16 protein-coding genes are annotated in these 18,961 nt (G+C 72.3%); 5 read left to right on the top strand and 11 right to left on the bottom strand.

The window, feature by feature from the left end; translation table 11 throughout:
• Nucleotides 1-40 precede the first annotated feature (40 nt).
• The 6 genes from ACIGEZ_RS18360 to ACIGEZ_RS18335 all read right to left on the bottom strand — a co-directional run bounded on the left by ACIGEZ_RS18360 (nucleotide 41) and on the right by ACIGEZ_RS18335 (nucleotide 7,995).
• Nucleotides 41-1,003: an ABC transporter substrate-binding protein gene (locus tag ACIGEZ_RS18360; RefSeq protein ID WP_399832194.1), complete on the bottom strand. Its 963-nt coding sequence runs from the start codon at nucleotides 1,001-1,003 to the stop codon at nucleotides 41-43.
• Between the two features lies 1 nt (nucleotide 1,004).
• Entirely contained in the window at nucleotides 1,005-2,984 is a 1,980-nt protein-coding gene (locus ACIGEZ_RS18355) for an ABC transporter permease (protein WP_399832192.1), read from the bottom strand.
• A gap of 106 nt (nucleotides 2,985-3,090) precedes the next feature.
• Nucleotides 3,091-4,188 (bottom strand): glycine betaine/L-proline ABC transporter ATP-binding protein, encoded by a 1,098-nt coding sequence (locus ACIGEZ_RS18350; RefSeq protein WP_399832190.1) that lies wholly within the window; start codon nucleotides 4,186-4,188, stop codon nucleotides 3,091-3,093.
• Nucleotides 4,185-5,711: a GMC family oxidoreductase gene (locus ACIGEZ_RS18345; RefSeq protein WP_399832188.1), complete on the bottom strand. Its 1,527-nt coding sequence runs from the start codon at nucleotides 5,709-5,711 to the stop codon at nucleotides 4,185-4,187. The genes ACIGEZ_RS18350 and ACIGEZ_RS18345 overlap by 4 nt, the downstream gene beginning before the upstream one ends.
• Nucleotides 5,708-7,216, bottom strand: coding sequence for an aldehyde dehydrogenase family protein (locus ACIGEZ_RS18340; protein ID WP_399832186.1), 1,509 nt, complete (start codon nucleotides 7,214-7,216; stop codon nucleotides 5,708-5,710). The genes ACIGEZ_RS18345 and ACIGEZ_RS18340 overlap by 4 nt, the downstream gene beginning before the upstream one ends.
• 200 nt (nucleotides 7,217-7,416) lie before the next feature.
• Entirely contained in the window at nucleotides 7,417-7,995 is a 579-nt protein-coding gene (locus ACIGEZ_RS18335; RefSeq protein ID WP_399832184.1) for a snapalysin family zinc-dependent metalloprotease, read from the bottom strand.
• 413 nt (nucleotides 7,996-8,408) lie between these two features.
• Between ACIGEZ_RS18335 and ACIGEZ_RS18330 the strand changes: the two genes are divergently transcribed.
• Nucleotides 8,409-9,878 (top strand): multicopper oxidase family protein, encoded by a 1,470-nt coding sequence (locus tag ACIGEZ_RS18330; RefSeq protein ID WP_399832182.1) that lies wholly within the window; start codon nucleotides 8,409-8,411, stop codon nucleotides 9,876-9,878.
• Between the two features lie 18 nt (nucleotides 9,879-9,896).
• On the opposite strand, the gene ACIGEZ_RS18325 is transcribed toward ACIGEZ_RS18330, so the two are convergent.
• Together ACIGEZ_RS18325 and ACIGEZ_RS18320 are read right to left on the bottom strand one after the other, a co-directional pair.
• Complete coding sequence (locus ACIGEZ_RS18325) at nucleotides 9,897-11,195, bottom strand: MFS transporter (RefSeq protein WP_399832727.1); 1,299 nt, start codon at nucleotides 11,193-11,195, stop codon at nucleotides 9,897-9,899.
• 98 nt (nucleotides 11,196-11,293) lie between these two features.
• Nucleotides 11,294-12,064 carry a DUF4232 domain-containing protein gene (locus ACIGEZ_RS18320; protein WP_399832180.1) on the bottom strand — a complete coding sequence of 257 codons (771 nt, stop codon included), beginning with the start codon at nucleotides 12,062-12,064 and terminating at the stop codon, nucleotides 11,294-11,296.
• A gap of 293 nt (nucleotides 12,065-12,357) precedes the next feature.
• Between ACIGEZ_RS18320 and ggt the strand changes: the two genes are divergently transcribed.
• Complete coding sequence (gene ggt / locus ACIGEZ_RS18315) at nucleotides 12,358-14,196, top strand: gamma-glutamyltransferase (protein WP_399832178.1); 1,839 nt, start codon at nucleotides 12,358-12,360, stop codon at nucleotides 14,194-14,196.
• A 192-nt stretch (nucleotides 14,197-14,388) separates the two neighbouring features.
• On the opposite strand, the gene ACIGEZ_RS18310 is transcribed toward ggt, so the two are convergent.
• The 3 genes from ACIGEZ_RS18310 to ACIGEZ_RS18300 all read right to left on the bottom strand — a co-directional run bounded on the left by ACIGEZ_RS18310 (nucleotide 14,389) and on the right by ACIGEZ_RS18300 (nucleotide 16,539).
• Nucleotides 14,389-14,589 (bottom strand): DUF5988 family protein, encoded by a 201-nt coding sequence (locus ACIGEZ_RS18310; RefSeq protein WP_399832176.1) that lies wholly within the window; start codon nucleotides 14,587-14,589, stop codon nucleotides 14,389-14,391.
• 92 nt (nucleotides 14,590-14,681) lie between these two features.
• Nucleotides 14,682-15,569, bottom strand: coding sequence for an endo alpha-1,4 polygalactosaminidase (locus ACIGEZ_RS18305; protein WP_399832174.1), 888 nt, complete (start codon nucleotides 15,567-15,569; stop codon nucleotides 14,682-14,684).
• An 88-nt stretch (nucleotides 15,570-15,657) separates the two neighbouring features.
• The gene (locus tag ACIGEZ_RS18300; protein ID WP_399832171.1) at nucleotides 15,658-16,539 is read right to left on the bottom strand and encodes an alpha/beta fold hydrolase; all 882 of its coding nucleotides are present in this window, start codon (nucleotides 16,537-16,539) and stop codon (nucleotides 15,658-15,660) included.
• A 410-nt stretch (nucleotides 16,540-16,949) separates the two neighbouring features.
• On the opposite strand from ACIGEZ_RS18300, the gene ACIGEZ_RS18295 reads away from it, so the two are divergent.
• The 3 genes from ACIGEZ_RS18295 to ACIGEZ_RS18285 all read left to right on the top strand — a co-directional run.
• The gene (locus tag ACIGEZ_RS18295; RefSeq protein WP_399832169.1) at nucleotides 16,950-17,480 is read left to right on the top strand and encodes a hypothetical protein; all 531 of its coding nucleotides are present in this window, start codon (nucleotides 16,950-16,952) and stop codon (nucleotides 17,478-17,480) included.
• An 81-nt stretch (nucleotides 17,481-17,561) separates the two neighbouring features.
• A complete protein-coding gene (locus tag ACIGEZ_RS18290; protein WP_399832167.1) occupies nucleotides 17,562-18,407 on the top strand; it encodes a DUF4097 family beta strand repeat-containing protein in 846 nt (281 codons plus the stop codon).
• 57 nt (nucleotides 18,408-18,464) lie between these two features.
• Nucleotides 18,465-18,961 (top strand): ABC transporter ATP-binding protein (locus ACIGEZ_RS18285; protein WP_399832165.1); only part of this gene is annotated, 497 nt, incomplete at its 3' end.

Below are 18,961 nucleotides of genomic sequence, written 5' to 3'. Positions count from 1 at the left end.
GGCACGCCCGCCCGGTCCGCCCGCCGCATCCGCGGCTCCGTCAGGACGGGAGCCATGTCCGCCAGGTGGCCTCGTTCTCCTTCACCCAGCGGCCGGCCGCCTCCTGCGGCGACAGCTTCTCCTCCGCGATCATCAGGGCGACGTCGTTCTGCATGCCGGTCGTCCACCGGAACTTCTTCAGGAACGCGGCGGCGTCGCCCCCGCCGTCCGCGAAGCGGGCGTTGAGGAACTTCTGCAGGGGCGTGTGCGGGTACGCGCAGGCCACCTTCTCCGGGTCGGCGTCGCAGCCCTCCTTGTAGGCGGGCAGCTTCACCTCCGTCATCGGGACCTTCTCGAACAGCCACTGGGGCTTGTACCAGTAGCTCAGGAACGGCTTCCTCTCCTTGGCGAACTGCTCGATCTGCGTGATCTGCGCCGCCTCCGAGCCCGCGAACACGACCTGGTAGTCGAGGTCCAGGTTGTCCACCAGCGCCTTGTCGTTCGTCACGTAGGACGGGGAGCCGTCGAGGAGCTGGCCCTTGCCACCGCTCTCCGCGGTGCGGAACTCGTCGGCGTACTTGTCCAGGTTCCTCCAGTCGGTGACGTCCGGGTGCTGCTCGGCGAAGTACGTCGGCACGAACCAGCCGATGTGGCCGGTCACCCCGAGATCGCCACCCCGCTTGATCGTCGCCTTGTCCTCGATGTAGCGCTTCTCCTGCTCCGGGTGGCCCCAGTCCTCCAGGATGGCGTCCACCCGGCCCTGGCTGAGCGCGTCCCAGGCGGGCACCTCGTCGATCTGTACGGTGTCCACCCGGTAGCCGAGCTCGTGCTCCAGGAGGTACCGGGCGACGGCGACATTGGCCTGTGCGCCCACCCACGACTGCACGGAGAGGGTCACCGTACGGGAGCCCTTCGCGTCGGCGTACGGGGAGGACTGGCGGGTCATGTCGGCGGCGCCGCAGCCCGTGAGCCCGGCCGCCAGGGCGGCGGCGGTCACGAGGGCGGCGATACGTGTGCGAGCCATCTCAGGCCCCCTTTCCGGCGAGGTCACGGCGCTGCGTCGGCTGGGTGACGCGGTCGAGCACGAGGCCGAGGCAGACGATCGCCGCGCCGGCGACCAGACCGGTCGCCAGGTCGCCCTGGGCGAGGCCGAAGACCGCGTCGTAGCCGAGCGCACCGCCGCCCACGAGGCCGCCGATGACGACGACGGCGAGGACGAGCACCACGCCCTGGTTGACGGCGAGCAGCAACGCGGGCCGGGCCAGCGGTAGTTGGACCTGGAACAGCTGCTGCCGCCCGGTCGCGCCCAGTGAGCGCGAGGACTCCATCGCGGCCGGGTCCACCGCGCGTACGCCCTGGGCGGTGATCCGTACCACCGCGGGCAGCGCGTAGACCACGGCGGCCGCGACCGCCGGAGCGCGGCCCACGCCGAACAGGGCGACCACGGGGATCAGGTACACGAACTGCGGCATCGTCTGGAAGACGTCGAGCACCGGACGCAGCGCGCGTCCCAGGCGGGTGCTGCGGGCCGCGGCGATCCCGAGCGCGAAGCCGAGCAGCAGGGTCACGGCGACGGCGGCCAGGACCTGGGACAGCGTGTCGAGCGCCGGGTCCCAGACACCGAGCACACCGATCGCGGCCATCGCGAGGACGGCGGTCACGGCCGTGCGCCAGGTGCCGATGAGCAGGGCGAGGGCGCCGACGGTCAGCAGGACCGCCCACCAGGGCAGCCACTGCAGGCCGTCGCGCAGGGGGTTGAGGACCCAGGTGGTGAACCGCCCCGCCCAGTCGGCGGTGCCGCCGACGAGGGGAACGCCGGAGTAGAGGTGGGCGGTCATCCAGTCGACGGCCGCGTTGACGGGCTCGGCGATGTCGACCGTCCACGCGTCGGGCCAGGAGAGCCGGCCGGCCAGGCGCCCCGCGACGGCGACGGCGGCGGTCGCCACGACGGCGACGGCCCAGCGGAGCCGGGATCGGTCGGCCGGAGCCTTACCCATCCTCCCTCCGGCCGCGGCGGTGACCCGGTCCAGGACGATGGCGAGCAGCACGATGGGCACACCGGCGGCGAGCGCGGCGCCGACGTCGACGGAGGCCAGCGCCTGGTAGACGCGGTCGCCGAGGCCGCCCGCGCCGATGACGGACGCGATGACGGCCATGCCGAGCGCCATCATGATCGACTGGTTGACGCCGAGCAGGAGCTCCTTGCGGGCCAGCGGCAGCCGGGCCGTCAGCAGCCGCTGCCTGCCGGTCGCGCCGAGGGACGCGGCGGCCTCCATGACACCGGCGTCCGCGCCGCGCAGCCCGAGCGCGGTGAGCCGGGCCATGGGCGGGGCGGCGTAGACGACGGTCGCGAGGACGGCGGCGGGTACGCCGATGCCGAAGACCAGGACGACGGGCAGGAGGTACGCGAAGGCCGGCAGCACCTGCATGGTGTCGAGGACCGGGCGCAGGATCCGGTCCATGCGGTCCGACAGGCCGGCGGCCAGCCCGAGGAGACCACCGAGCAGCACGGACGCGGCGACGGCGACCACCATCAGGGCGAGCGTCTGCATGGTGGGCACCCACATGCCGAGCAGCCCGCACACGGCGAAGGCGGCGACGGAGGTCAGCGCGAGCCGGACGCCCGCGACCCGCCAGGCCAGCAGCCCGGCGGCGGCGGTGACGCCGGCCCAGCCGAGGGCGAGCAGCAGCAGGTACACCGCGCGGACGGACACGACCACAACGTTGCTGACGTGGCCGAGGAAGTAGAGGAACAGCGGGTGGCCGTCGCGGTTGTCGATGATCCAGTCGCTGGTGCGCTCCAGCGGCCCGGACAGGTCGACGGCGAGCGACGCCGGCCAGCTGCCGCCGCCCAGGAGTACGACGCCGAGAACGAGCGCGACGGCCACGCCGGCGCCGATCAGCCGGCCGCGGAGGCCCGCGAGCGCGCGCAGCGCACCGTGCCCGGTGGCGGTTGCGGTGGCCGGCGTGGGTCGGGGAGGAGCGGGAGTGGCGGTGGCGCTCATCGGCCCCACCGCCGCACGGCGTCGGGGCAGGTCATGCCGCACCGCGGCTGACGGCTCGCGGCGCCGTCCGTGCCGCCCGGCGGCGGCCAGGTCGTATGGGCGTACATCAGGCCACCGCCTTCCCCGTCGCGGCCGGGACCCCGGCGACGACACCGAGGAGTCCCGCGTGATCGACCACGCCGAGGCACCGGCCGTCCTCGACGACCCGCGCGTTCTCGCCCGTACGGGCGACGGCCGCGATGGCCTCGTGGACGGTGGCGCTCGGGGCGAGCGCGGGTCCTGCCTCGCGCTCGTCGGCGAGCGCGGGGCGCATCGCCGAGCGGACGGTCAGCACCTGCTCGCGCGGCACGTCCCGGACGAAGTCCCTGACGTAGTCGTCAGCGGGGGTGCCCACGATCTCCTCCGGCGTGCCGAGCTGCACGATCCGGCCGTCACGCATCAGCGCGATGCGGTCGCCGAGCTTGAGCGCCTCGCTCAGGTCGTGCGTGATGAAGACCATCGTGCGTCCCTCCTCGCGGTGGAGTCGTACGACCTCCTCCTGCATGTCCCGGCGGATGAGCGGGTCGAGCGCGCTGAACGGCTCGTCGAACAGCAGGACTTCGGGGTCCACGGCGAGCGCGCGGGCCAGTCCGACCCGCTGCTGCTGGCCACCGGAGAGCTGGCTCGGCCTGCGGTGCTCCATGCCGTCCAGGCCGACCTTGGTGACGAACTCCGCCGCCCGCTCACGCCGTTCGCCGCGTCCCACGCCCTGGATCTCGAGCCCGTACGCGACGTTGTCGAGCACCGTCCGGTGCGGCAGGAGACCGAAGTGCTGGAAGACCATCGCCGCGCGGTGCCGGCGCAGCTCGCGGAGCCGGCCGGTGTCCATCGACAGCACGTCCTCGCCGTCGATGGAGAGGGTGCCCGAGGTCGGCTCGATGAGCCGGGTCAGGCAGCGGACGAGCGTCGACTTGCCCGAGCCGGACAGGCCCATGACGACGAAGACCTCGCCCTTGCGGACGTCGAAGGAGACGTCGCGGACGGCGGCGGTGCAGCCTGTGCGCTCGCGCAGCTCGGCGGCGTCGAGGGAGGCGAGCTCCCGGTCGGCGGGCACGCGGTCGGCCTTCGGGCCGAAGACCTTCCACAGCTCCCGTACGGAGAAGACGGGGTCCCCGGAGGTCTGCGGTGCGGTCGTGGTGTGCGGCGGAGTGTGCGGCGTCTTCATCGTGTCGTACCTCCCAGCAGGTCGGCGCATTTCTCGCCGACCATGAGCACGCCGATCATGGGGTTCACGGCGGTCATGGTCGGGAAGACGGACGCGTCGGCGATCCGGATGCCGTCGAGGCCCCGGATCCTCAGGTCCGGTGCGACGACGGCGAGTTCGTCGTCGGCGGCGCCCATCCGGCAGGTTCCCGCCGGGTGGTAGACGGTGTGCGCGACGTGGCGGGCGTACGCGCCGAGCTCCTCTTCGGAGGTGACCTCCGGCCCCGGGCACACCTCGCGCTTCAGCCATCCGGCCAGCGGTTCGCTCGCCGCGATCTGCCGGGCGATGCGGATGCCGTCGACGAGGGTCCGGCCGTCGTAGTCGTCCTCGTCGGTGAAGTACCGGAAGTCGAGGGCGGGTTTGACCTCGGGGTCGGCGCTCGTCAGGTAGAGCCGGCCGCGGCTGCGCGGCTTGGGGATGTTCGGGGTCATCGACACGCCGTGCGCGGGCCGTTCGTAGCCGAGACGCTCGGGGTTGTCGGTGAAGGGGATCTGGTAGAAGTGGAACATCAGGTCGGGCCCCTCGGACCGCGGGTCCCGGCGGACGAACAGACCGGCGTCGGAGTCCATCGCGGAGTTCTCCGGGATCGGGCCGTGCGTCTCCCACACGATGACGGACTCGGGGTGGTCGAGCAGGTTCTCCCCGACGCCCGGCAGGTCGTGTACGACGGGGATGCCGAGCTTCTCCAGGTCGGCACGGGGCCCGATGCCGGAGTGCAGCAGCAGGCGCGGGGTGTCCACGGCCCCCGCGCACACCAGGACCTCGCGCCGGGCGCGCACGACGTGCTCCGCGCCCTCCTTGGTGCGGATGTGCACGCTGGTGGCGCGGGTGCCTTCGAGTTCCAGCCGGAACGCCCAGGTCTCCAGGGCGATGTGCAGGTTCGGCCGGTCGAGGAACGGGTGCAGATAGGCGACCGAGGCGGACGACCGCTTGTTGTCCTCGGGGTGGTAGGCGAGGTCGAAGAAGCCGACGCCCTCATGGAAGGGCTGCCGGTTGAAGCCCTCGACGCGCGGCACGCCGAGCGCGGTCTGCGCCGCGTCGACGAAGTCCCGGGCTATCGCGTTCCGGTCGGCCTCGCCGACGGGGACGATGTTGTTGCGCAGCCGGGCGAAGTAGGGGTCCATCGCCGCCGCGTCCCATCCCTCGGCGCCGGCCTCGGCCCACTCGTCCCAGTCGGAGGGGAGGGGCTTGAAGGCGATGAGGGTGTTGTGCGAGGAGCAGCCGCCGAGGACCCGCGCGCGGCTGTGGCGGATGTGCGAGTTGCCGCGGGGCTGTTCGGTGGTGGGGTAGTCGTAGTCCAGCTCGCCGCCGAGCAGGCCCATCCAGCGGCGCAGGGTGAGGACGTCGTCGCGGCCGACGTCGCTGGGACCGCCTTCGATGACGGCGACGGTGACGTCGGCGTTCTCGGTCAGCCGGGAGGCGATCACCGAACCGGCGGTGCCGCCGCCGACGATGACGTAGTCGTACACGTGCTGGTCGTTCATGCCTGGCCCTTCGCCGTCGTGCCCGCGAACCAGCGCACGGGGCGCGGAGCGAGGTTCTGGTAGATGTGCTTGGCCTCGCCGTATTCGGCGAGGCCGCTGGGGCCCAGTTCGCGGCCGATGCCGGACTTGCCGAAGCCGCCCCATTCCGCCTGGGGCAGGTAGGGGTGGAAGTCGTTGATCCAGACGGTGCCGTGGCGCAGCCGGGCGGCGACCCGGCGGGCCCGGTGTTCGTCGGAGGTCCACACCGCTCCTGCGAGGCCGTACTCGGTGTCGTTGGCGAGGGCGACCGCCTCCTCCTCGGTACGGAAGGTCTCCACGGTGAGGACGGGGCCGAATATCTCCTCGCGGACGACCCGCATGCGGCGGTGGCACCGGTCGAGGACGGTGGGCCGGTAGAAGTAGCCGGGACCGGCCGGCCGCTCGCCGCCCGCGCGCAGGACCGCGCCCTCGCCGAGGGCGGAGGCCACGTACTCCTGGGTCCTCGCCACCTGGGCCGCGGAGACCAGCGGGCCGCACTCGACGCCCTCGTCGGTGCCGCGGCCGAGCCGGATCAGTTCGGCCCGGCGGGCGAGCTCGGTGACGAAACGCTCGCGCAGCGACTCCTCGACGATGAGGCGGGAGCCGGCGGAGCAGACCTGGCCGCTGTGGATGAAGGCGGCGTTGAGCGCCTGGTCGACGGCGGTGTCGAAGCCCTCGCGCGTCGAACAGGCGTCGGCGAACACGACGTTGGGGTTCTTGCCGCCCAGTTCGAGGGCGACCTTCTTCACGCTGTCGGCAGCCGCCTTGGCGACCTTGGTGCCGCTGACGAGACCGCCGGTGAACGAGACCAGGTCGACCTCGGGATGCTCGGCGAGCCGGGCGCCGACCGTGTGGCCGGGGCCGGTGACGATGTTGGCCGCGCCGAGCGGCAGTCCGGCCTCCAGGAGCAGTTCGACCAGCACGACGGTGCTCAGCGGGGTGATCTCGCTGGGCTTGATCACGAACGTGTTGCCGGCGGCGAGGGCGGGCGCGATCTTCCAGCTGGCCTGGAGCAGCGGGTAGTTCCACGGCGTGATCAGGGCGCAGACCCCGACCGGCTCGTGTACGACGACACTGCGGATGTCGTCCGAACCGGCGTCGACGACCCGTCCGCCGTCCTCCTTCTCCACGAGGTCGGCGAAGTAGAGGAAGGCGTCGCGGACGCAGTCGACGTCGACGCGGCCCTCCTCGAGCGTCTTGCCCGCGTCCTGGCTCTCCAGGGCGCCGACCCGCTCGCGGTCGCGCTCCAGCAGGGCGGCGACCCGTCGCAGCAGGGCGGCCCGCTCGGCGACCGGCGTACGTGGCCAGGAGCCGTCGTCGAACGCGGCTCGTGCCGCCGCCACGGCGTCGTCGGTGTCCTGGACACCGCCCTCCGCCACGACCGCGAAGGCGGTCGCGTCGACGGGGTCGATGATCTCGCGCGTGGCGCCGGACAGGGCTGCGCGCCACTCTCCGCCCACATGGATGGTCTGCTGTGCTGCCGTCACGTCGCGTATGGCCTTTCGTTCCACTGAGTCCCCCTACCGGTTGCACCGGCGGTTCGGCCGCCTGCCCTGGGTTCTCGGATCCATGCGCGTTGCGTTGCGGAGAGTGTTCCGACTCACGCTCGAACGTGGTGCAAATCGGGATATATCGCACGGCGCCCGACCGTGGAACCCGATCGGGCGCCTCCCCTGCGGGTCCTCGACTAGCGGACGTCCACGAGCATCCGGCCGTCGGCGGGGATGCTCGCGGCGGCGCCGCCGGCGTAGGCGGACTCCACCCGGGACCGCTCGGTCGCGTTCGGGACCGCGTTCGTGCAACTGGTGCCGGCGCTCGAACCCGACATCAGCTGCGAGCACGGGCCGGGCTTGGTGTCGGGGAGACCCAGGCTGTGGCCGAGTTCGTGGGCGGCTATGCGGGTCTTGTCGTACCCCTGGGCCACCGCCTGGCTCCCGAGCTCGACACGACCCCGCCCGCCCGGACGGACCGGGCCGAGGGTGGCCTGGGGCCAGCCGGTGGTGGCCACGATCACGATCTCGGCCCGGGTGCCCGGCGCGGCCTCGACCAGTTTCACGTTGCCGACGTTGGCGTTCCAGGAGGCGACTCCGGCCGCGATGGCCGCCTCCCAGCCGCCGGCCCGGCTGTCGTCGTAACGAAGTGTCACCACCGCGGACGCGCTCACGGCCGATGACACGGGCGCGGGCGCGGCGGTCGCCGCGGTCGCCGTGGCCAGGATGACGGCCGCGGCGGTGGTGCCCGCCTTCAGCCATGTACAGAGCGGCATTGATGCTCCTTCACTCGTGGGGGCCCGGAGCCTGGCGGATCCGGGAGTGCGGGATGGACGCTATGCCTCCGGCAGCCGATTCGCCATGCACCTGCCAATCACATCTTCCGGCCGCCCCTCGCGTGCCGAGCCGCTCGCGCCCGGTTCACCGTTTCGGCGGGACCCCCGCCGCTCGATTCCGCAGGCAGCGCGGCGCGACGCCGGTGCCTTCGGCGGAGGCCGTATTCCCACCCGCGTCCCCGCCCCGGGGCGTACGGCCCGGCCCGTGAAGGCCCGTCATGCACCCCGTACGCGTGGGCGTCCGTGTGCCGTTCCTCCCGGGCTCGGCTAGAACCGGATCGGGAGCGTGCCTCCGTACCGCCGGACGTCGCTCCCGCCAGCCCGCATGCCGTCGACACACCCGGAGGAAACCGATGGTCAGCCGTCGCAGTGTGCTGGGCGGGGCTCTCGCCGCGACCACTCTGCCGTTCCTCGGCCCCGGCGCCCCGCTCGCCGGGAGCGCGCACGCGGCGGAGCCGACGACGCCGCACGGCTCCGGCCTCGCGGAGAGCCGTGTGCCGCGTGCCTTCAGCACGCCCATGCCGGTCCCCACGGTGCTGCGACCGGCGTCCACCTCGGGCGACCAGGACTTCTACGAGGTGACGCTGCGCAAGGCGACCGCCGGGATCCTCCCGGGCGCCGCCACCGACGTCCTGACCTACGACGGCCACTTCCCCGGGCCCGTCATCCACGCGCGCACCGGGCGCAAGGTCGTCGTCCTCCAGCACAACGGCCTCGACATGCCGGTCGCCGTCCACCTGCACGGCGGGAACGTCTCGCCCGAGTCCGACGGCAACCCCATGGACGTGTTCGACCCGGGCACCTCGCGGACCTACGTGTACGCCAACCGTCAGCCCCACGCCTCACTCTGGTTCCACGATCACGCCCACCACATGGAGTCCGAGCACGTCTACCGCGGGCTGTCCGGCAACTACCTGCTCACCGACGACATCGAGCAGGGCCTGCCGCTGCCCAAGGGCAGCTACGACGTCCCCATCACGATCCGCGACGCCCGCTTCGACGAGGACAACCGGCTCGTGTACTCCACGGCCGACCGGAACCGCACCACCATCCTCGCCAACGGCGCGGTGACCCCCTACTTCGAGGTCGCGGCCCGCAAGTACCGCTTCCGGCTGCTGAACAGCGCCAACCTGCGCTTCTTCTCGCTGAGCCTGTCCGACGGCACTCCGCTCACCCAGATCGCCTCGGACGGCGGCCTCCTGGAGCGCCCCGTCAGCGTGCCCGTCCTCCCGCTCTCGCCCGGTGAACGCGCGGACGTGGTCGTCGACTTCTCCCGCTATCCCGTCGGCACTCAGCTGGTGCTCAACAACTCCGGCCCGGGCTCCATCGGCCAGGTCGGCAAGGTGCTCCGGTTCGACGTCGTGCGCACCGCCGAGGACCCCAGCAGCGTCCCCGCGGTGCTGCGCGCACTGCCGGCCGCCGCGGACCTGCCCGCGACCGTCGTCACCCGCGAGATCACCCTCGGCATGGACGAGGACGGGAGGCCCGAGCCCCGCGGATTCATCAACGGGCAGGTGTACGACCCTGAGCGCATCGACACCACCGTGGCCCTGGGTTCGTCCGAGATCTGGACCGTCACCAACACCAACAGGCGCGTTCCGCACAACCTCCACCTGCACCTGGTCCAGTTCCGCGTGCTCGAGCGGGACGGGGTGCCCGTGGGCCCCGCGGAGGCGGGTCTGAAGGACACGGTCCGGGTGATGGCGGGCTCGACGGTGAAACTGCACGTCACGTTCGGCGGCTACCGCGGCGACTACGTGTACCACTGTCACATGCTCGACCACTCGTCCATGGGCATGATGGCCACCTTCCGGGTCCGGTGAGCGCAGCCGGGTCGGCCCTCAGCGGTCCAGGGGCTTGTGGGCGCTCTCCGGTAGCCGGAGATACACCGCCGAGGAGACCAGGCACAGCACCGCGACGTACCAGGGGAACAGCCCCGGCCGGTCAAGTTCCTTCAGCATCGTGCCGACGTACGGAGCCGTTCCGCCGAAGAGCGCGACCGTCAGGGAGTACGGGAACCCGATGCCCGCGGCCCGTACCCGCGCGGGGAAGATCTCCGCGTTCACGGCCGCCGAGATCGACGTGAAGCCGGTGAGCAGCACCATGCCGGCGCATTGGACGAGCAGGAGGGAGACGAACGAGCCGTCGAGGAGGCGCAGCAGCGGCACGACCAGCACGGCGAAGCCGACGCCGAAGAAGAGCAGCGACGGCTTGCGGCCGAAGCGGTCGGACAGCAGGCCGCCAACCGGCTGCAGCAGACCGAAGAACGCCAGGGACAGGGTTCCGGCGAGCAGCGCGTCCTTCTTGGCGATGCCCGTGTTGAGCTCGGCGTACGTCGGCAGGTACGAGGTCCAGGTGTAGTACGCGAGGGTGCCGCCGGCCGTGATGCCGCAGATCAGCAGCGAGGCCCGGGGGTGCTGCCGGAGCGCGTCGAGGAGACCGGGCCTGCGGCCCTCGGCGTCGCCGACGCGGTGGGTCTCCTCCGCGCCGCGCCGGATCCAGAAGCCCGCGAGGCTGAAGACGGCGCCCAGCAGGAACGGTACGCGCCATCCCCAGCCGTCCATGTCGTCCTCGGCGAGCACGGCGACGAGGAGCGCGGCCACGCCGGAGGCGGCGAGCTGGCCGATCGTGGTGGAGACGTACTGGAAAGAGGAGAACAGGCCGCGGCGGCCGGGTCCCGCGGACTCCACGAGGAAGGTCGTCGAGGCGGCGAACTCCCCGCCGACCGACAGGCCCTGGAGCAGCCGGGCGGTCACGAGCACGACCGGGGCGAGGACGCCGGCGGAGGCGTAGGCCGGGGTGAGGCCGACCAGCAGGCTGCTGCCGCCCATCAGCAGGATGGTGGCGGTCAGTGCCGTACGCCTGCCGCGCCGGTCGGCGATCGCACCCATGAGCAGTCCGCCGACGGGGCGCATGAAGAATCCGACGGCGAAGACGGCGAAGGTGGAGAGGAGCGGGACGAGGGAGTTGCCCGTGCCGGGCGGGAAGACCTGCCGCGCGAGGTAGGCGGCGAGGAAGGTGTACGCGTACCAGTCGTACCACTCGACCGCGTTGCCGACCGAGGCGGCCAACAGCTGTCGTACGGGGTTGCGGGCCGGTGCGGGGGCGGTGGGTGCGGGGGCGACGGGCGCCGACGGCATGTCTGTCATGGCCACGCTCTGCCCGCCCTGGGCGCTCCGTACGCCGCGGACGGCGGTGTCGTCGGCGGACGACACCGTGCGCCGCGTGCGGCCGGGCGTCAGGAGGACATGATGAAGCGCAGCGCGAGGCCGGAGGCCGTCATCCAGTAGGTGACGAGCTGGCCGTCGTCGGCGTACAGCGTGTCGACGCCGGGCAGGTCGACACCGACCGGCTCGCCCGCGTGGCTGCCGGGCTTGCTGCCCTGGAGGGTGACGGTGATGGACTTCGCCTCGTACTCGTCCCTGGCGCCGCCGCTGACGAGCAGGGCGGCGTGCGCCTCCTCGCCCGGAGCGAGGGTGGCGAGCGCCTTCGGGTCGCTGTCCTTGATCACGGGGGTCGGGGCCTGGGCATCGGCACCGAGCCGGACGACGGGGTAGTGATGGAGGGTGCACTTCTTGTCGCCGGTGTTGGTGACGGTGAGCAGGAGGTGCCGGACCGGCTTGCCCTTCCCGTCCTCGTTCGTGAGGGAGAAGGAGAGGTCCTTGCCTGCGCAGGCGGCGATCGCGCCGCCCTTGCCGCCCCCGCCGTCGCCGCCGCCGGTCTTGCCCGAACCGCTGCTCGGCTTGGCCGATTCGGACCTGCCGGGCTTCGCCGAGCTCGTCGGGTCCGGCTTCGCCGACCCCGTCGCGCTCGGCCGGTCCGAGGGCCTGGCCTCTCCCGAGCCGCCGGCCGCGCTCGACTGGCACGCCGTGGACGCGAGCAGCGCGGCGACGGCCGCGGCCCCGAGGACGGAGGACTTCCAGCCTCTGGGGCGGTTGGGGTTCGTGTTGTTGCTGTGGCTGTCGTGGTTGTCGCGGCTGTTGTCAGCCTTGCGGACGCGAGCATTCATGGTGTTCCCCCGAGACCGGCCGTAAGCGGCCGCTTTCGACTCACATGGCAAGCAGATTCTGCGGCGGAATTCGCCCCGCCTAACGCCCACCGCGCGACTGTTACCGATCACGGACAGGGAAGGCACGGTTCCGCCGGAGAGGCGCGGGCCACGGCACGTCAGCGCAGCCGAACTCCCTTGTTACCGAAGGGGAACCTCAGATCTTGCGCAAAGATCCCGGGGACGTGTTGCCCCTCCCGGTTGCGATTGCGAGGGTTTCCTTCATCCCCTCGTCCGAGGCCATCGGAGGCTTCATGCCCGTCCGCCGTTCCCTGCTCGTCACCGCGTCCGCGACCGTGCTCGCACTCCCCCTGCTCGTCTCCCCCGCCGCCGGCTCCTCCGTCACCGGCGCGGAGGCCCCGCCGGGCAAGCAGCCCGTCGTCACGGGCAGCGGTGGCGCGGTCTCCAGCGTGAACCCGTACGCCTCACAAGCGGGAATCGACGTGCTGCGGCGCGGCGGCAACGCCGTGGACGCGGCGGTCGCGACCGCCGCCGCGCTCGGCGTGGTCGAGCCCTACTCCGCGGGCATCGGGGGCGGCGGCTACCTCGTCTTCTACGACGCCGCGACGAAGCAGGTCCGCACGATCGACGGCCGGGAGACCGCCCCGGCGCGGATGCGCGCGGACTCCTTCGTCGACCCCTCGACGGGCAAGCCGGTCCCGTTCGACCAGGCGGTCAACTCCGGGCTCTCCGTGGGTGTGCCCGGCACCCCGGCCACCTGGGAGAAGGCGCTGGACGACTGGGGCACCGTGTCGCTGGCCAAGGCCCTGCGGCCGGCCACCCGGCTCGCGGCCGACGGCTTCGTCGTCAACGAGGAGTTCCGCGCGCAGACGCGGCTGAACGAGGCGCGCTTCCGGGACTTCACCTCCACGGCGGACCTCTTCCTGCCGAACGGCGAGCTCCCCGTCGTGGGCACCCGCTTCCGCAATCCGGACCTCGCCCGCACCTATCGCGAGCTCGCCCGTGACGGTGCGGACGCGATGTACCGCGGCGCGGTCGGCCGCGACGTGGTGCGGACCGTCAAGAACCCGCCGGTGGCCCCCGGGGCGGACCGTGTGGTCAGGCCAGGGCTCATGGAACGGACCGACCTCGCCGGCTACCGCACCGTGGGACGGGCGCCCACCCGGACCACCTACCGGGGTCTCGACGTCTACTCGATGGCCCCGTCCTCCTCGGGCGGCACGACGGTCGGCGAGGCCCTGAACATCCTGGAGAACCACCGCCTCTCCCCCACCGACCGGGTGCACTCGCTGCACGCCTACCTCGAGGCCAGCCGGATCGCGTTCGCGGACCGGAACCGCTGGGTCGGCGACCCGCGCTTCTCGGACGTGCCCACCAGCGGTCTGCTCTCGAAGGACTTCGCCAGGGAACGGTCCTGCCTCATCCGTCCCGACGCGACGCTGACCAGCCCGCTCGCCCCGGCGGACCCCCGCCGCCCGGCCTCGGGCTGCACGCCGGGAACCGGCTCCGCGGAGCCGTACGAGGGTCCCTCCACCACGCATCTCGTCACCGCCGACCGGTGGGGCAACGTGGTCTCGTACACGCTGACGATCGAGCAGACCGGCGGCTCGGCGATCACCGTGCCGGGGCGGGGCTTCCTGCTCAACAACGAGCTCACCGACTTCGACTTCACCCCGCTGACGGAAGGTGTGCCCGATCCGAACCTGCCGGGTCCCGGCAAGCGCCCCCGCAGCAGCATGTCGCCCACGATCGTGCTCCGGAACGGCGAGCCGCTCATCGCGGTCGGCTCCCCCGGTGGCGCCACGATCATCACCACGGTCCTCCAAACGCTCGTGAACCGGGTGGACCTGGGGATGTCGCTGCCCGACGCGGTCGCCGCGCCGCGCATCTCCCAGCGGAACCGGACGACGACCGACGCCGAGCCGGCCTTCCTCGACTCGCCCGAGCGCGGGGCACTGGAGGCCATCGGCCAGCGGTTCGTCCTCGCGCCGTCCACCTTCACCCCCGCGCCGGAGATCGGAGCGGTGGCCGCTCTGGAGTTCACGGGGAAGGGCGGCGACAAGGTCACGGCCGTGGCCGAACCCCGGCGCCGGGGCGGGGGCTCGGCGATGGTGGTGCGTCCGCGGCAGTGAGCCATCGAGCCGGTCCCGCTCCCTCACGGGACCGCTCCCCCGTCCGCCTCCTCCCCGGCGGACGGGCCCGGGACCAGGACCGCGGGGCGCCGCCGCCCCGCGGTCCTGGCGCGCCGTCCGGAGGCCCGGCGGGTGCGGGGGCGTCGTCGGCCCCTGCCGCCGTGCGGGAACGAAGATCGGTCACCGGGCCCCCTACTCGGCGATCTCCGTCCGCTCCCACCACTCGTACACCCGGAGGGTGCCCTCCGCGGTGTCCTCTCGCCGCGAGGTCTCCCGGTAGTGCTCGTACCCGCCGAGATGCAGGATCTTCACGTCCTCGCCGGGAACCTCGACCGGTGCGATCCGCTCGGGGAGGTCGTCCGGCCCGCCCTCGAGAAATACCTTGTGCGTCATGACACCAGTCTCACCAGCCTCTGCGCGGGTCACATCCGGGAAGCGCCGTTCGGGCAGCGGGTGAACAGCGCCCCGGCACCGCTCCGGCGACGTCAGCACGTGCGGCGGAGGTATCCGGATTCCCCGGCCGGGGCGACGCCCGGGTCGCGCAGGACGATGGAGAGGCGGTCGCCCCAGGCGGCGCAGGCGGCGGCGAGGCCCGCCTGCTCGTACTCGATGACGAAGACCCGGTCGTCGTAGGCGTCGGCGTAGGCGCCGCATTCGTCGTACCGTCCGCACTCCTCGGCGACCGCGAAGTCGAACCCGAGGCTCCGCCCCCGCTGCGCCAGTTCGGCGGCGTTCTTCTGGCCGATCGCGAGACCGGCCGCGTGGGCCCGGTCGGCGAGCGACTTCCCGAAGGCCAGGTCGTGTTCGGCGGTGAGGAGCCCGCGCGACCGCAGGTGCGAGTCGAGGTTGTCGGCCTCGACGGCCTGGTAGCCGGCCGCGGCGCAGCCGTCGATCCACTCCCCCACGATTCCGGCGAGCCGCTCGCGCTTGGCGGCGGTGGAGACGTCGAGGAGGGCCTCGTCCCAGTCCCGGTCGACGACCAGTGCGCCGGAGGCGTCGCGCAGCAGGAGGTCGGGGTGGTGGGTCCGCCACCAGTCGGTGGCGTCCGGTTGGGCCTGGAAGGCGTTGACGTAGCAGACGTCGTACAGCCCGGGCGCGGGTTTCGCGGTGCGGTCGCGGGAGACCGCACGGACGCCTGGCGGCGGCGGGTAGGGGCCGCCGATCTGGTAGTCGAATTCGACGCCCGGCTCGGGGAGCACCACCTGGCCGGGGGTGCCGGGCGGGTCGGTCGGCGACGCGGAGGACGACGCGTCCGGCGCATGCGCGCCCTCGCCGCCGGGCGCGGCGCATCCGGCAGCCGCCACCGCGAGCACCCCGCACACGGTCACCGCCGCCAGCACACGGCGGAGGGAACGGGGGACGAGGTCGAACATGCGGCGGGGCTCCCTTCGCCGGGCGGCCTGGGACGGTGTGCGGGTCCCATCATGCCCGGGCGCGGGCGCACTGGTGATCGGCGTGAGCTCAGACCGCGATCACGGGCGAGATCCGCTCGACGGCGCGGAGGTAGTCGAGGCCGTCCAGCGGTTCGTCCCGGAGGAACCGCAGTCCCAGGTCGACGAGTTCGGCCGGTCGTTCCACGGGCAGCATGTGGTCGGCGTCGGACACGACCGCGAGGCGGCTGTCGGCGCAGGTGGCGGCGAGGGCGCGGCAACGGTCCGGCGTGGTGAAGCTGTCGTGCTCGCCGGACGCGACCAGAACGGGCATCGTCGGCGGCTGGTGTACGTCGAGCCCTTCGTGCCGGAGCAGGCGCTGCGTGTTCGCGATGAACTGCTCCCTGTCGTGGGAGGTCAGGTTCTCCAGCCGGCGACGGAGGAACCGCCGCACCCGCGTCCCCGCCACCACGGAATCGACCGTTTCGGGGTTCATGAGCATGCCGAGCGTGACATCGGCGAACTCCTCGATCCGCTCGGCCTTGAGCAGCTCGACACTCCGCCGGATGGGGACCCGCGCCTGGTCCGGGATCCGCGTCATGGTGCCGATCAGCACCAGCTTCACGACGAGGCGGGGGCGCTTCTGCGCGAGCCGGTAGGCGACCGCGCTGCCGTAGGAGCCGCCGAGCAGGTTCACCGAGGCCAGTCCGAGGTCGTCGAGCATGTGACCCAGGGCATCGGCGAGGAAGTCGGTTCCGTAGCGCTCGGGGAGAACGGGACTCGCTCCCCAGCCGGGCAGGTCGACGGTGAGCACGTCGGCGAACTCCAGCAGCTCGCGCTCCAGGCGACCCCAGCTCTCCTTCGTCTGGAACGCGCCCCCGACGAGGACCAGCGTCGCGAGGCGCCCCGAACGGCCACGGACGAACCGTGACTCGCAGTGGAAGCCGCCGAATCGATGCCGCGCGACGGTCACCTCTCCCTGACGGTCGGCTCCGCGGTCTGCCGTCCGGGGTCCCGGCAGGGGAAGGCGGGGGTCGTTCGGGTCGTCGCCGGTCACCGGCTCAGCACATTCCATACCGGGGTCAACTGAGGGATGCCCTACTAAGACACGACATCGACAGAATGAGGCTGATATCCGCCACTGGGACGAGGCGGCCTTCTCGTCACGGCCGCCGTCGACGGCCTCCGATCCCGGGTGGCACCACTTGGCGCCACCCAGCGCCATCGTGTGCCCATCACGACCCATGAGCACCTACGGCACCACAGTGAGGAGCGGTGCCGATTCTGCGTTTCCGCAGGTGGATCACGCCCTCCCGGAACTCATCACCCCCATGGCGCCGTCGACGCTTGCACATGGAGCCATAGTGGTGCCATTATGACGCCATGGACCTCACCCCGTATGTCGACAACCTCCGCCGCGAACTCGCGGTGGCCGCCGAGGCCGGCGGCGACGAAGCCCGTGAGCTGGCCGAGCGACTCACCGCTCCCCTGGAGTCGGCGACCCGGCTGACCATGCTCAACGTGCTCTCCGCCGCGATGGACGAGATCACCCGCGAACTCGCCCCCGGCTCGGTCGACGTACGGCTGCGCGGGCTCGACCCCGACTTCGTGGTGACGCGCCCGGCGAGCGACCAGGTGTACGAGGACTGGAGCGGGCCCGCCGAGCCGCTCAAGGCACCCGCCCCGGCACCGGCCGACGGCGACGAAGGCGGCACCGCCCGCGTCAACCTGCGCCTGCCGGCCCACCTCAAGGCGCGAGCCGAGGAGGCCGCGAGCCGCGAGGGCCTGTCGGTCAACGCGTGGCTGGTGCGCGCCGTGTCGGCCGCGGTCGAGGGCGGCACCCCGTCGCGCACGACGGAGAGGACCCGCACCCCCGGCACCGTCGGACAGAGCTTCACGGGCTGGGTGCGTTAACCGCACCCCGCCCGACCCACTTCACCCACACCACGTCCCACCAGCGGGGACGCCACGAAGAGCCAAGAGGACGGGACAGCCATGCCTTCTTTCGACACCCCCGAACCGATCTCGGCGACCGCCCGCGTGGAAGCCGGATCCATCCGGTTCATCGCCGCCGACCGGCTCGACACCCTCGTCGAGGTGCTGCCGCGCGACCCGAAGAAGGACCAGGACGTGCGGGCGGCCGAGCAGACCGAGGTCACGTACGCCAACGGTCTGCTGACCATCAGGACCCCCAAGCAGCGCTACCTCATCGGGCGTACCGGCACCGTCGACGTGGCGGTCGAACTGCCCACGGGCTCGCAGGTGGAGATGACCGGCGCCTGGGCCCAGGTGTACGGCGAGGGCCGGCTCGGCGAGGTCCGCGTGAAGACCTCGTCCGGCGACGTCCGTCTCGACACCACCGGGCCGCTGCACCTGACCGCGTCCCACGGCAGCATCACCGTGCACCGCGTCGAGGGCCCCGCCGAGATCACCACCAGCTCCGGCAGCCTGCGGGTCGGCACGGTCGACGGCACCGCGGTCCTGAAGAACTCGCACGGCACCACGGCCATCGGCAACGCCCTGGGCGATCTGCGGGTGAGCGGCGCCAACGGCGACATCCTGATCGAGCGCGCCGAGGGTTCGGTCGCCGCCACCACCGCCCACGGCACCCTGCGCCTGGGTGAAGTCGCTCGTGGCACCGTCCAGTTGGAGACTTCGTACGGCGCCATCGAGGTCGGCGTCCGCAAGGGCACGGCCGCCTGGCTCGACGTCAACTCGGGCGCCGGCCAGGTGCGCAACGCGCTGACCGCGTCCGAGAGCCCGGCGGCGACCGAGGAGACCGTCGAGGTCAGGGCCCGTACCCGGTACGGCAACATCGACATCCACCGCACCAAGGCCTGAGCCACAGCATCCACCGGATCCCACCCCCACCACTTCACCCTTCGATCGGAGGGCCCCATGCCTTCTTCTGTCATGCCCACGCCAAGAAGGACGGACCGCCCGTCGGCGGTCGCCGTCTCCGCGGTCGGGCTGCGCAAGTCCTACGGTGACAAGACCGTCCTCGACGGCGTCGACCTGCGGATCCCGGCCGGGTCGGTGTTCGCGCTGCTCGGCCCGAACGGCGCCGGCAAGACCACCGCCGTCAAGATCCTCTCCACGCTCATCACCGCCGACGGCGGGCAGGCCCGGGTGGCGGGCCACGACCTCGCCGCCGCCCCGCAGGCGGTGCGGGCCGCGATCGGTGTGACCGGGCAGTTCTCGGCCGTGGACGGGCTGATCACCGGAGAGGAGAACATGCTCCTGATGGCGGACCTGCACCACCTGCCCAAGCGCGAGGGACGACGCGTCACCGCCGAACTGCTCGAGCGCTTCGACCTCACCGAGGCCGCGAAGAAACCGGCCTCCACCTACTCCGGCGGCATGAAACGCCGCCTCGACATCGCCATGACACTGGT

The sequence above is a fragment of the Streptomyces sp. NPDC085481 genome, from assembly GCF_044541845.1.
Lineage (GTDB): Bacteria > Actinomycetota > Actinomycetes > Streptomycetales > Streptomycetaceae > Streptomyces.
This window is presented reverse-complemented; position numbering and strand designations above follow the sequence as displayed.